Here is a 13,517-nt window from a genome sequence, read left to right as displayed (position 1 = left end):
GCGGGGACGCGGCGGCGGATGACCGCCACCGCAAGGGGGGACGGCGCGCCCGTCCAGTCCCGTCGCATCGCCACCCCGGGGTGGAGGGCTTCCGCCCCTGGGTAGAACCGTCGCCTTCCACACGGTGTTACCGGGGGCGTGCCCCCCGCGTCATGGGATGCAGGCGCCCACGTCGCCGTTGTTGGTGATGGCCCGGCAGGTCGCGTTGGTGCAGCCAGGCGAGCCCGACGGCGTGCGGCAGAGCGTCCGGCACGCGCCGGTGCCACCGGACACCACGCAAGTGCTTCCCCGTGAACACTGGTTGCTGAACTCGCATGCGGCGCCCGGGGCCAGCGTTCCCTGGCCCGCGCACACCGGCCCGTTGGCGGCCGGGTAGCAGCCCAGCGGACTCTCACAGTCCTGGGCGAACGCATCGCACCGGGCGGACGGCGGGCCGCACACCAGCGGCAGCTCGCGCGTGCCGGCCAGGCGCAGCACGGTGTTGCAGTCGCCGGAGCCGCAGTCGGAGGCGGCGTGGCACAGCTTGCGGCAGAAGAAGCCGGTGCCGCCGTCGGCCTGCGCCTCGTCCTTGCAGTACAGGCCCGCCGCGCACGTGTCGTAGGTCTGCCCCGGGGGCGACGCGGCCAGCGTGCACGGAGCACCCTCGGCCGCGGTGCCCGCGGCGACGCACTGGCGCTCCGTCGTCCCGGCATCCAGGCCCACGTAGGTGCAGCGCAGCCCGTTCGCGCAGCCCTGGCTCACGGGATCGCACGCGCCCGCGAAGCACTGGCTGCCCGTGCCGCCATCCAGCAGGTCCGTGTAGAAGCAGCCCTGGCCCGCCGCGCAGCCCTCCTGCTTCGCCACGTTGCAGGCGAAGTCCGACGGGCCGCCCCCGTCCCCTGCGCCGATGGTCCCGGAATCACCGGCGTCCGCCCCGGAATCCAGGGTTGTGCCGCCATCCGTCGGCGGACGGACAGTTCCGCTGCCATCGCAGCCCGCCACCCACAGCCCCAGCATCAGGGCCCCACCCAACAACACGAGACGCGCACCCATCCGGAAACCCCTCCGTGGAAGTAACCTGGGACTTACACGAGCCGTTCCGTCTCACGGGGGCCCTTGAACCGGGCCTGGAAACCAGCCGACACTTCTGGTTCGAGAACCGAGGGGGTCAGGGTGCGCATGAACACGAAGCTGGATGGGCCGGTGGAGCCAGACCCGTACTTGAACCGTCGCGCCGAGGAACGGGTGGCGGCGCGGTTCGAGGTGCGCTTCGAGCAGGCGGAGGACGCGGCGCGCGCGCTGCGGGCCTACTCCCTGAATCTGTCCGCGGGGGGCCTGTGCCTGCGCACGCGCAAGTCCTACGACGTGGGCGCGCAGGTGCGCCTGGCCATGGTGGTGGATGGCGAGGAGTTCCACCTCACCGGCATCGTCGCCTGGGTGCGCGACGAGGCGGAGGCCATCGGCGTGCGGTTCATCGACGTGAGCGAAGAGGACCACGAGCGCCTGCGCCGCGTCGTCGCGAGCTTCAAGCGCTGAAAGCCCGGGGCCCGGCCGGGATGCCGGGCCCTTTCTGCTACCGCTGGGCTTCGCTCTCGGCGTGGCGGAACACCCCCGAGTCGCCTTCGACGTAGCCGCACGCCCGGTAGAAGGCGCGCGTCTCGTCGGTGACGTTGATGGGGGCGATGAGCTGGAGCTGCTTCACGCTCAGCACCTTGCCGCGCTGGGCCACCTGCGCCAGCAGCGCTCGGCCCACGCCCCGGCGGCGCCAGCCCTCGGAGACGACCAGCTCGTCCACCGTGGCCACGCGCCCGCGCAGCCGCAGCTGCGGCCGGTGGGAGAAGGACACCATGCCCACCGCGCGGTCCTGCGGATCCCCCGCGACGAAGATCTCAATCTCCGGATGGCTGATGACCCAGTGCACTGTCTGCTGATCGGTGCCCTGGGGGTAGCCCAGCTCGCGCAGCAGCTGGGCCATGACCTCGGCGTCGCCACGGCGCGCGCGGCGGATGCGGAAGGCGTTGGCGTCAGGGGCGGGGGTCATGGTGCGGACGATGGGCTGGGACACGGAAGTTGGGATTCTAACGACAGGGCCGCCGGACCTCCAAAGAGGAACGGCGGCCCAGGTGGCTTCTGGCGCGGGGGCACCGGACATTCGGTGTGGGTCCCCCGGGCCGGGGTGGGGTCAGGGCTGTTCGCGGCAGAGCGTGCGCAGGGCCGCGGTGATGTCGCCCTGCTGCGGCACGGACGCCATCTCCAGCGCGTCCGCCAGGCCGATGCCCGGCACGAACTTGCCGGCGATGAGCCGGGGCGGCGCGAGCAGCGAGTAGAACAGCTCCTCCACGGTGCGGCGCACCAGGTGCTCGCCGAAGTTCGTGACCTCGGTGTCCTCGTTGACGAAGAGCACGCGGCCCGTCTTCTGCACGGAGGCCTTGATGAGCTCCCAGTCGTAGGGCCACAGCGAGCGCAGGTCGATGACCTCCACGCTCAGGCCCTCCTCCGCCAGCTGGGCCGCGGCCTTCGCGCACAGGGGCAGGGTGCGGCCGTAGCTGACCACGGTGGCCTGCGCGCCCTCGCGCACCACCTTGCCCTTGCCGATGGGCACCGCGAACCCCTCCACCAAGGGCCACTGGGGCTTCCACTGCGAGCGGTCACCCAGGGGCGCGTCGATCATCTTCGACAGCGCGCGGTCGTCGTCGGGCTCGCCCGGGATGCGCTCGTCGCCCTTCACGCGCAGCAGCGCCTTGGGCTCCAGGAACATGACGGGGTTGGGGTCCTGGCACGCGGAGATGAGCAGGCCGTACGCGTCCAGCGGCGTGGAGGGCATCACCACCTTCCAGCCGGGGATGTGCGTCATCGTCGCGTCGAAGGAGTGCGAGTGGTAGATGGACCCGCGGATGCCGCTGCCCACGGGCGTGCGCACCACCATGGGCATGGCCCAGTCGCCGTTCGTCGCCCAGTGCGTGTTGCCCGCCAGCTTGAGCAGGTCGATGGTGTTGTAGATGTAGTCGCAGAACTGGATCTCCGCGACCGGCCGGTGTCCCGCCATCGCCAGACCCATGGCCGCGCCGATGATGCCGCGCTCATCCAGGGGGCTGTTCCACGCCGTCTTCAGGCCCTGGGTGCAGGTGAAGACGCCGCCCAGCGGGGCGCCCACGTCCTCGCCGAAGATGTCGGTGACGCCCAGGTTCTCCTCGGCGTAGTGCAGGGCCATGCGGATGGCCTGTGCCATGTTCGCCATGGTTATTTCTTCTCCGCGTAGATGTGTTCCCAGATGGAATCGCCGGAGGGCTGCGGCTCGTCGCGCACGGTGCGCGCCGCGGCGGCCAGCTCCTCGGAGTAGCGGTTGCGCGCCTCGTCCATCTGCTGCCGGCTGAGGACGCCTTCCTGCTCCAGCCGCGCCTCGAACAGGCGCAGGCAGTCCTGCTCCTCGTTCACGAAGTTGGCGCCGGACGCGGAGGAGTGCCCGTACAGGCGCGACACCTTCGCCTCCAGGAAGTAGGGCTTGCGCTCCTTGCGCACGTAGTCCATCGCGGCCTGGATCTCCTGGTAGGACTCCACCGGATCATTGCCGTTGATGGTCTTCGCCGGGATGTTGAAGGCGCGCGCGCGGTCGCTGATGTTCGTCTCGCCGTGCTGGCCGTCCGACGTGGTGGAGATGCCCCACGTGTTGTTCGTGACGATGATCAGGATGGGCAGCGGGTTGGCGGGGCGGCTGCTCCAGATGAGGCAGCTGGCGAAATCGCCCTCGGCCGTGCCCGCGTCGCCGCCGGTGACGATGGTGATGCCGTCGCCGCCGTGGCGCTTCTGGGCCATCGCCGTGCCCGGCGCGATGGCGTACTGCACCTCGATGGGGGAGGTGACCGGGGCGATGTTCTTCGAGCGCCGGCTGAAGTGGCCCGCGAAGTTGCGGCCGCCGGAGTAGGGGTCCGTGGCCGTGTTCTTCATCTGCCGCAGCGCCCCGATGGGCTCCTCGCCCAGGGCCAGCAGCGTCGCGGACTGGCGGTAGTGCGCGTGCAGGTAGTCGTACGCGGGGCCCTCGCCGCACTTCATCAGCAGGCCCAGGGGGACGTTGAACGCCTCCTCACCGGGGCCGCCAATCCAGAAGTAGCCGTGGCCCTGCTTGTACATCTGGATCAGGCGCTCCTCCAGGACGCGCGCCTTCACCATCAGGTCGTGGATGCGGATGAGCTGCTCTCGGGCGAGCGAAAGCGGCGCGGAGTTTTCTTTGATCAACCGGGGCCGTGACACGCGCGGAGGACCTCGAAGGGAAAGGAAAGGGATGCCCCTATACTCCGAACGCGACCTCCCGACTCAAGCTCCCTGAGCGGCCGGTGTCCGCCGCCACCGTTTCGAGCCCCGGGTGGCGCGACGCGGCAATGAGCGGAACTCATCCATGCCGCGCCAGGGCGGGTTTCCGGCCGCTCGGAAACGCTCCCGTGACGGCTGGGAGCACGTCGGGCGGGCGGGGGAGGGAGCGCCCCCGGAGTAAAACCCGACAGGTGGACTCCTCGCGTCAATCAGGAAGTGCGATAGAGTCCGCCCCGCCCCGACTGCGTTCCCCTCGCGGGCCCTCCCAGGTGTGCCTTTGTCCCGTACGAACACGCGCCTCGACCCCGTGCCCGATTCCCCCGATGCGTCCCCGAGCGCGCCGAGCGGGGGGCCGCCTCCTCCGCCGGAGCACACCGGCACCCACTCCCGAGAGCTCACCGTCCTGCGCGGGGAGAGCACGGCCACCCGGCTGACGGGCGCGGTAGGGCTGCCGGCCGCGGACGCGACGCACACGGTCATCGCGCCCATGGAGGCGGGGGAGCTGCCCAACGTGGCGGCCATCCGCGGGCTGCGGTTGGATCAGCTGCTGCTGCTCACCACCGGGGCGCTGGTCATCGTCATCGTGGGCCTGCTGGCCGCGCTGTCGGCGAAGACGACGGAGGCGCAGCTCACCGCGACGTCGGACCGCTTCACGCAGCGGCTCCAGTCCCAGGCGCGCGAGCTGGGACAGACGGTGAGTCACACCCTGGCGCTCACCTCCGCCACCAGCCTGCGCGACAACAACTACGCGTTCCTCACGGAGGTGGCGCGCTCCATCATCGCGGACAACCGCAACATCCTGCGCGTGCAGATGTTCGACGCGGACGGGCAGCTCGTCGCGGACAGCGACCCGGCGGCGAAGCTGGGGGAGTCCTCCGGCGGCCGGACCGCGGAGCGCCACTGGGCGAGCGCCTTCTTCCAGGGCCAGCCCGTCTTCGAATTCCAGGAGCCGCTCGACTATGGCTCGCAGGGCGGCAAGGGCGTGGTCGTCATCAGCTACTCGCTGGAGGACCTGCAGAAGCAGCTGCACGACCTGGAGGAGACCAACCGCGCCGCGGTGCGCGCCAACACCCTGCGCATCGTGGGCCTGGGCGTGGGCTTCGTGGTGCTGGCCGGCGTGCTGGCCGCGTTCCAGAGCCGCCGCATCACCAAGCCGCTGGGCGTGCTCACCCATCGGGTGATGCAGCTGGCCGCCGGTGACCTGGGCGCGAGAGCGGGCACGGCGCCGGGCGCGGGCCGCGAGGTGACGACGCTGGGCGTGGTGTTCAACCACATGGCCGAGCGCATCAAGGTCCTGCTGGAGGACGTGCGCGCCAAGGCGCAGCTGGAGCGCGAGGTGTCGCTCGCGCGCACGGTGCAGGAGACGCTCCTTCCCGGCCGCGAGGCGGTGACGGTGGGGCCCCTGCGGCTCGCGGGGCTCGTGGTGCCCGCGGACGCGTGCGGCGGTGACTGGTGGTTCCGCGCGGCGCTGGATGACCGGCGGGTCGTCATCGGCATCGGGGACGTGACGGGCCACGGCCTGTCCACGTCGCTGGTGGCCACCAGCGCGACCAGCGGCTTCGCGTCCGCGATGACGCTGCGTGAGCCGTCGCAGGTGCACGCGCAGATGCTCATCACCGCGCTCAACGTGACCCTGGCCAACGTGGGCCGGGGCGAGCACCAGATGTCCAGCGCGCTCGCGGTCATCGACGTGTACAACGGGCAGATCGACTACGCGGCGGGCGCGCACCCCGCGGCGGCGGTCTTCAACCGGAACACCGGGCAGATGGCGTCGCTGCCGGCGCGCGGCCCGCTGCTGGGCGCGAACGTGGCGTCGCAGTTCACGTCCCGCCAGGCGCAGCTGAGCCCGGGTGACATCATCGTCTGGTACACGGACGGCCTCACCGAGGCGCGCGACGGCGCCAACCGGCTCTACGGCACGCAGCGGCTCGCCGCCGCGCTCCAGGCCCACGCCCACCTCCCCGCCGACGCCCTCCGCGACGCGCTCCTCGCGGACGTGCGCGCCTACAGCGCCGGCCAGCCTCAGCGCGACGACATCACCGTCATCGTCGCCGAATTCAGCCCCGCCCCCTCGCCGTGACGAACCGCATGCGTCCATTCCACCGTCCCCCGCGCCGCGTCTCCACCGCGCTCGTCCTGCTGGCCACCCTGGCCGGCCCGCCGACGGCGCTCGCCCAGTTCCGCCCGCCGCCCGCCACCGAAGCCCAGCGCATGACGGAGCAGGGAGAGCAGGCGCTCGTGTCCGCCAACGCCGCCGCGTCCAAGGGCGACAAGAAGGAGGCGGAGGAGAAGTTCAAGAAGGCGCTCCAGCTCTTCGAGCAGGCCCTCACGCAGGAGCCGCAGTCCATCACGGCCGCCGCGGGCCTGGGCAGCGCCGCCAACGCGCTCCAGGACTTCCAGCGCACGGCCGCGCGCCTCCAGCCGGTGTTCGAGCGCAACCGCGCGGAGCTGTCGCTCGCGTACCCGCTGGGCACGGCGTACTTCAAGCTGCGCCGCTTCCAGGAGGCCGTGCCGCTCCTGGAGCAGGTGGCCGCCGCGGATCAGCCGGACCACCTCATCGTCCACTACTACCTGGCCAGCTATTACCTGTACGTGCAGGACGGGAACCGCGCGGTGGCGCGGCTCCAGCGCTACCTGTCGCTGCGCCCGGAGAAGCTCGCGGGCAATGACTTCCAGATCCTCGAGCTGCTGGGCAAGGCGCACCTGCTGCGCCGGGACGCGCCCGCCGCGCGCGCCGCGTTCGAGAAGGCCCAGGCGGGGAGGGCGGAGTCCGCCACCGCGCAGATCGGCCTCGCCGCGGTGCTGGAGCTGGAGGGCCGCGTCCCGGAGGCCCGCACGCTGCTGGAGCGGCTGGTGACGAAGTTCCCGCAGGTGGCGGAGCCGAAGGAGCGCCTCGCGCGGCTGTACCTGTCCGCGGGGGACGTGCCCCGCGCGGAGGCCCAGGCGCTGGCGCTGGTGAACCTGGGCGCCACGCCCGCCGCGCACCTCTTGCTGGGCGACGTGCGGCTCGCGCAGAAGCAGCCCGCGCAGGCCGAGGCCGAGTTCCGCAAGGTGCTGGAGCTGCAGCCGGGCCTGTTGATGGGGCAGATCGCCGTGGGCAAGGCGCTCCAGGCGCAGGCCCGCCACGAGGAGGCCATCCAGTTCCTGGAGGCGGCGGTGAAGTCGGGCGGAGGCAGCCTGGAGCTGTGGGCGACGCTGGGCTCCGTCAACCGCCGCGCCGGCCGCTATCAGCGCGCGGTGGAGGTGCACCGGCGCGTGGTGGAGATGGCGCCGCGCCAGGCGCTGGGCTGGATGCTGCTGGGGGCGGACCACTTCGCCACCGGCCAGTGGGACCAGGCCATCGAGGACTACAGCAGCGCGCTCCAGGTCGAACCCGGCCACCCCGGCGCGAGCCAGTGGCTGGCCCGAGCGCTGGCGCACCGCGCGCGCGACCGCGCGGGCACGCAGCGCCTGGACGACGCCGTGCGCGACCTGCGCCGCGCGTACGACCTGGATCGCTCCGTGGCCATGGCCCGCCGGCTGGGCGCGGCGCTCCTGGACAGCCACCAGTTCGCGGAGGCTCGCAAGGTGATGGAGGGCGCGGTGACGCTGCCGGGCGCGACCTGGCGCGAGCACCTGCTCCTGGGCTACGCCCGGCTGGGCGGCGGGGACGCGCAGGCCGCGCTCGCCGCCTTCACCCAGTCCGGTGAGGCCACGCAGGAGCCGGATCAGCGCGCGGAGGCCTCCGCGGGTGCCGCGCTCGCGGAGGTGGAGCTGGGCCAGGTGGACGCCGCCGTGCAGCGGCTGACGGACGCGGGGCCCTCCAAGACGGCGGCGAAGGTGGCGGAGGCGAACCTGCCGCGCGTGCTGGTGCGCCGGGCCCTGGCGAAGCTGGAGGTCGGCGACGCGGCCTCGGCGAACCGGGACCTGGACGCGGTGGACCGCCTGGGCACCGGCAAGCGCGCGGACCTGGCGAAGCTGGCCACCTTCGCCCGGGCGCTCACGCGCGCGGAGGAGGGCAAGTTCGCGGACGCCACCGCCGGCACCAAGCGCGCGCTCACGCCGACCCCGGAGTGGGCGTGGCCCAACACGCGCCCGCTCGCGGACGCGTGGGTGCTGTACCGCCAGGGGAAGGTGGCGCCCTCGCGCAAGCTGCTCACCACCGCCCAGAAGAAGCCCATGCCCGGGCAGCCCCGCTGGATGGGCAACCTCACCGGCGCGCTGCTCCGGCGCGAGGCGGCGCTCGCGTACGCCTCCGGCAACATGAAGGCGTCGGAGAAGGCGCTGAAGGCCGCGCTGGCCGCCACGCCCGACGACGCGCTCGTGCAGCACAACCTGGCCTGCGTGGACTGGCGCCAGGGCGAGACGGCGGCGGCGCTGACGGCGTGGAAGCGCCTGGAGACGGCCGTCCCCATCGCCGCGCTCAACCTTGGCATCGACGCGCAGGACCGCCGCCACGAACCCGCCGAGGCCGTGGACGCCTGGCGCCGCTACCTGGCCTCGGGCGTGGGCCCCCGCGCCGCCCAGGTTCGGGAATGGAAGGACCGCCTGCAGGGCCTCTACGGGCTGGGCGACGCGCAGGGCGTCGGTCAGGCCTCCGGGGTCGCGGAGGAGACACCGTGAAGACGCCATCCCTTGTCGCGCGGTGGAGCCTCCTGCTCGCCGCCGTGCTGTTCGTCGCACTCCCCGCGTCCGCGGCGCCCAAGAAGGCGACGCTGGGCGTGTTCCTCGCCACCACGCTGTCGGACGGCCAGGAGCGCTTCCAGTACGCGGAGGCGCTGGCCCAGAAGCTGGAGGCCGCCCTGGGGCGCCCCGTCGCCGCCCGCAGCTTCGGCCGCTACGAGGACTTCTCCAAGGCGGTGGGCGAGGGGCAGATCGACTTCGCCGTGGTGGACGCCTGGGCCGCCGTGCAGCTGGGCGCCAAGGCGGACCCCGTGGCGTACGCGCCGCACGCCGGTGAGACGCAGCAGCGCTGGGCCATCATCTCCACCCAGAAGGGCACCGTGAAGGACCTCGCCGGCAAGCGCATGGCGCTCGTCAAGGGCGCGGGCCCCGCGGATCCCAAGTTCGTCTCCCACGTCGTCCTGGGCGGAGACCTGGACGCGCAGCGTCATTTCAAGCTGGTGCCGGTGCCCAACGTGGAGTCGGCGGTGAAGATGCTGGAGGCGAAGGGCGCGGAGGCCGCGCTCGTTCCCGTGGCGCACGTCCCCAAGGACCAGCGCGTGCTCTTCCGCAGCGCCCGGGTGCCGAGCGCGGTGCTGGTGGACTTGAAGGGCGGGGGGAGCGCGCTGGCCCAGTCCCTGCCCGAAGTGGGGGCGGTGGCCCCGTTCGACGCCTTCGCCCGCATCCAGGGCCGTGAATTCGACGACTTCCGCAAGCTCGTCACCCAGGGTCCTCCGCGCCGGCTGCCCGTCTTCGCGGACGCCCCCGACCTGCGGGTGGAGACGCCCGCGCTGGTGCAGTCGGATTCGCTGGGTCCCGCGCTGCCGCCGTTCGCGGACGACCTGGCCGTCTCCGCCGAACAGCCCGACGACTGACGGCGTGGCGCGGCTGATCCGCGCGCGGCCTTGCGATGCCGCGCGCGCGATTTGCTGGGATCGACAGCCATGACTTGGCCTTAGACCAGTTATTGCGGTAATTTGAGAAGTCGAGCGGAACGCCACCGTTCAGGGGTGGAAACACGCCCCTGTGGACGATTGCCAGTCGCACCGGCTCTGGATCCTGGCGCAAGGACCGCGGACATCCCTGCTTCCCCTCGTGGAATAGAGAACGATGGACTCGACTGAGTACGGTGGGCCGCGAAGCTTCGCGGTGAAGGGGCTTGCAGGACGGCCGGGCGCGTTCGCGCGTCTGACGTTGGTGCTGTGCGCCCTGTCGCTGTTCACGGTGGAACGTGCCCAGGCCCAGGAGGCCCAGGAGCCGGCTCCCAAGACGCGGACGAAGGCCACGCGCAAGCGTGCCGCGCCCGCCACGCCAGCGGCGAAGAGCGCCACGCCAGCGGCGAAGAGCGCCGCGCCGGGGACGAAACCCGCGCGCACGGCGAAGACGCGCAGGGGGGCGAAGACGCCTCCGCCGCCCGTGGAGCCGGACGCCGCGCCATCTCCCACGGAGGAGCCGTTCGTCGCCACGCCGCCCGTGGAGCAGCCGGCCCCGGTGGCCGCGCCCGGCCCGGGCCCGTCGGTGGCGGATCCGATGCCCGTCGCCTCGCCGGGGACGCCCGTCGCGTCGCCGTCTCCCTACGACGGCCCGCTGACGTCGGATGTGCCGGCCAACCCGCCGCCCGCGCAGCACCTGGGCGCTGGCGCGGTGCTGTCGGGCTCGCAGCCGCGGATGAACGAGAACGTCCCGGACCGCGCGCCCTTCACGGAGCCCGCGTCGGACCGCGCGATGCCGCCGCCCTCCAGCCTCTCCGGCCTGGATGGCCCGGATGCGCTGGGCAACGGCGACGACTTCGAGAAGACCGTCAACCAGGCGCTGAGCGAGGCCATGGTCACCACGGCCTCCAAGCGCAGCCAGCGCATCTCCGACGTGCCCCTCACGGTGTCCTGGATTCCGGCGGAGGAGCTGGAGGGCACCGGCCAGTTCTCGCTCTGCGAGGCCATCCAGTACTTCCCCGGCATGGAGTGCCGCCGGGGCTCCATGCGCAAGGCGGCGGTGAGCGCGCGCGGCCTGGGCTCCAACTACCTGTCCAACCGCCTCCTGCTGCTCAAGGATGGCCGTCCGCTGACGGATCCCTGGACGGGCCAGTTCTACGCGGATGAGACGACGCCGCTGACCAACCTCAAGCAGGTGGAGGTCATCCGCGGCCCGGGTTCGTCGCTCTACGGCTCCAACGCCTTCAGCGGCGTCATCAACATCATCGAGCGCCAGCCGGGCGATCTCATCGCCAAGGGCCAGAACGTGGGCGCCGACGCGCGCATCCTCGCCGGCCAGGACAAGACGTGGCGCCTGCAGACCAACGTCGCCGGCCGCGGTGGCCCCGTGGAGGCGCTGCTCGGCTACTACGGCTACGGCTCGGACGGCCCGCAGCTCTTCAACAACCCGCAGCTCAACCAGACGGACACCAACGAGGACTCGCTGGTGCACCAGGTGAACGGCAAGGTCCGCGTGGGTCCCCTCGCGCTGGACGCGGACTTCACCGACGGCAACATCGGCCGGCCCGGTGGGCAGAACATCTCCACCGTGGGCAACTGCGGTCGCTGCCACTACACCGCGCAGGACAACGAGCACGTCCAGAACCTGAACGCCGCCGTGCAGCTGGATCAGCAGGTGACGGACAACGTGCGCGTGTTCGCCCAGGGCTATGCGTTCTTCAAGCGCCGCAACGTGACGCTGGAGAATGAAATCACGGGCGCGCTGGAGGACACGCTGGGCAAGCGCAGCCGGCTGGGCGGCGAGGCGCGCGCGCTCTTCTCCCTGGACCGGCTGTCCGTCACCGTGGGCGGCGACGTGAAGGCCGACCAGGTGAACAACCAGAACGTGCTCCCGGGCCTGACCCTGGATGACACGAAGCAGACCATCCTGGGCGGCTTCGTGGACGCGGAGTTCCGCGCCACGGACCGGCTGGTGGTGGGCGCGGGCGCCCGCTACGACAACTACCAGATCCCCGAAAAGGTCTGGGAGGCGCGCACGGATCAGATCTCCCCGCGCGCCAGCGTCGTGTTCCACGCCATCCCGGAGCTGCTCACGCTGCGCACCAACTACGGCCGCGCCTTCCGCGCGCCCACGCTGGCGGAGCTCGCCATCAACCAGCAGATGTACGCCGCGACGCTGCTGGGCAACCCGTCGCTGCGCGCGGAGACGCTGGACACGGTGGAGGCGGCGGTGGACTTCTGGCCGTTCGACCGCCGGGTGCGCCTGACGGGCACGGGCTTCTACAACCGCGCCCGCAACTTCATCAATCAGGAGCTCGTCTTCGGCTCCACGTCCCAGTTCCGCAACCTGGGCGACGCGCGCGTGGCGGGCTTCGAGGCGGAGGCGGCGGCGCAGGTGCCGTCCCTCAACTCGTCCTTCGACGTGGCCTACCAGTTCCTGGATGCCCAGGCGCTGCCCGTGGGCGGCGGGGCCAGCTACCCGCTGGACTACGCGCCCAGCCACCGCGTCTACCTGCGCGGCCGCACCAACATCGGGAAGTTCGCCTTCGTGGAGCTCTACGGCCTGTTCGTGGGCCCGCGCTTCGACCCCGGCTTCGTGGTGGACGAGAACGCGGGCACCACCACCCGCGTGAAGCTGCCCAGCTACATCACCGCGACGGCGCGCGTGGGCTTCAACGTCCACGAACGGGTGGCGGTGTCCCTGCTGGGCACGAACCTGTTCAACGCGAAGTACGAGGAGTCCCACGGCTTCCCCGCTCCGCCGCTGGGCGTCTTCACAGAAGTTCGACTCCATTATTAGGGCGCTGTTTGGATACCGTCGCCGCCGTGAAGGATGCTCCCCTGAAGTTGACGCCGGATACGACCCTCACGCCGGAGGCGCTGGAAAAGGCCTCCGGGGTGCTCGCCCGGGATGGCCTGTTGCTGGGGCGGGGTGACGACGCGGCGCCGCGACTGGTGCTCTTCGACGGGCGGCTGACGGCCGCGCACGCGGCGATGTTGGAGCAGCGGCCCCCGGCCCTGCTCCTGGCCACTCGCGGCGAGGCGGGGCAGCCGTCCGGCTGGGAGGCGCGGCTCTTGAGCTCGCTGTTGCGCGGCGAGCCCCTGATTCCGCGGGAGGCCGCCACGTCCGTGGCCTGGCTGGGCAGCGTGGCGGAGGTGACGGCCGCGGGCGAGCGCGCCGCGGAGGAGGTCCTGCGGACGGGGGCCTCCAAGGGCGCGGCCAGCCGGGTGGCGGATGTCGTCCATGAGATTGGCGTGAACGCGCTCCTCGACGCCCCGGTGGACGCCGAGGGGCAGCCGAAGTACGCCCACCGGCGGGGACAGGTGCAGGCGGTGGCCGAGGAAGATCGCTGCCTGGTGTCCTGGGCGGTGGCGGAGGGCCGCGCGTGGCTGGAGGCGACGGACCGCTTCGGCCGGCTGACGGTGTCACCGCTGGTGCGGGTGGTGAAGGCGTGGGGTGAGAAGGCGCAGGTGGATGCTTCTGGCGGTGGCGCGGGCCTGGGTCTGCGGCGCATCCTGGAGCACAGCGACGCAGTGGCGGTGCGGGTGACCCCGGGAAAGCGGACGCAATTCGCTTGTGGGGTGGACCTGGGGGATACACGCCGCCGGGCCGCGCAGCCCAAGTCGCTGCTGTTCTGTCTGGAACGAGGGTAGGCG

General features: G+C 72.0%; 10 protein-coding genes. 6 read left to right on the top strand and 4 right to left on the bottom strand.

Annotated features, from left to right (window positions below; genetic code table 11):
- Positions 1-150: 150 nt before the first annotated feature.
- Positions 151-1,032 carry a hypothetical protein gene (locus GTY96_RS10645; protein ID WP_235685517.1) on the bottom strand — a complete coding sequence of 294 codons (882 nt, stop codon included), beginning with the start codon at positions 1,030-1,032 and terminating at the stop codon, positions 151-153.
- Positions 1,033-1,158: 126 nt separating this feature from the next.
- Here GTY96_RS10645 and GTY96_RS10640 point away from each other — a divergent pair, with 126 nt between their 5' ends.
- Positions 1,159-1,515: a TIGR02266 family protein gene (locus GTY96_RS10640; RefSeq protein WP_143901000.1), complete on the top strand. Its 357-nt coding sequence runs from the start codon at positions 1,159-1,161 to the stop codon at positions 1,513-1,515.
- Positions 1,516-1,552: 37 nt separating this feature from the next.
- Here GTY96_RS10640 and GTY96_RS10635 read toward each other — a convergent pair whose 3' ends face one another.
- From GTY96_RS10635 to GTY96_RS10625, 3 genes are all read right to left on the bottom strand, one after another.
- Positions 1,553-2,044 carry a GNAT family N-acetyltransferase gene (locus GTY96_RS10635; RefSeq protein WP_143900999.1) on the bottom strand — a complete coding sequence of 164 codons (492 nt, stop codon included), beginning with the start codon at positions 2,042-2,044 and terminating at the stop codon, positions 1,553-1,555.
- A gap of 117 nt (positions 2,045-2,161) precedes the next feature.
- Complete coding sequence (locus tag GTY96_RS10630) at positions 2,162-3,217, bottom strand: alpha-ketoacid dehydrogenase subunit beta (protein ID WP_143900998.1); 1,056 nt, start codon at positions 3,215-3,217, stop codon at positions 2,162-2,164.
- Between the two features lie 2 nt (positions 3,218-3,219).
- Positions 3,220-4,227, bottom strand: a complete 1,008-nt coding sequence (locus GTY96_RS10625; protein ID WP_143900997.1) for a thiamine pyrophosphate-dependent dehydrogenase E1 component subunit alpha — start codon at positions 4,225-4,227, stop codon at positions 3,220-3,222.
- Positions 4,228-4,564: 337 nt separating this feature from the next.
- Here GTY96_RS10625 and GTY96_RS10620 point away from each other — a divergent pair, with 337 nt between their 5' ends.
- The 5 genes from GTY96_RS10620 to GTY96_RS10600 all read left to right on the top strand — a co-directional run bounded on the left by GTY96_RS10620 (position 4,565) and on the right by GTY96_RS10600 (position 13,514).
- A complete protein-coding gene (locus GTY96_RS10620; protein WP_143900996.1) occupies positions 4,565-6,367 on the top strand; it encodes a PP2C family protein-serine/threonine phosphatase in 1,803 nt (600 codons plus the stop codon).
- Between the two features lie 8 nt (positions 6,368-6,375).
- Positions 6,376-8,889, top strand: coding sequence for a tetratricopeptide repeat protein (locus tag GTY96_RS10615; RefSeq protein ID WP_161664641.1), 2,514 nt, complete (start codon positions 6,376-6,378; stop codon positions 8,887-8,889).
- Complete coding sequence (locus GTY96_RS10610) at positions 8,886-9,803, top strand: PhnD/SsuA/transferrin family substrate-binding protein (protein WP_186001877.1); 918 nt, start codon at positions 8,886-8,888, stop codon at positions 9,801-9,803. The genes GTY96_RS10615 and GTY96_RS10610 overlap by 4 nt, the downstream gene beginning before the upstream one ends.
- Positions 9,804-10,038: 235 nt before the next feature.
- Positions 10,039-12,660: a TonB-dependent receptor plug domain-containing protein gene (locus tag GTY96_RS10605; protein WP_161664640.1), complete on the top strand. Its 2,622-nt coding sequence runs from the start codon at positions 10,039-10,041 to the stop codon at positions 12,658-12,660.
- A 26-nt stretch (positions 12,661-12,686) separates the two neighbouring features.
- A complete protein-coding gene (locus GTY96_RS10600; protein WP_255442089.1) occupies positions 12,687-13,514 on the top strand; it encodes a hypothetical protein in 828 nt (275 codons plus the stop codon).
- The last annotated feature ends 3 nt before the right edge of the window (positions 13,515-13,517 follow it).

Source organism: Corallococcus silvisoli, from assembly GCF_009909145.1.
In the GTDB taxonomy this organism is placed as follows: domain Bacteria; phylum Myxococcota; class Myxococcia; order Myxococcales; family Myxococcaceae; genus Corallococcus; species Corallococcus silvisoli.
This window is presented reverse-complemented; position numbering and strand designations above follow the sequence as displayed.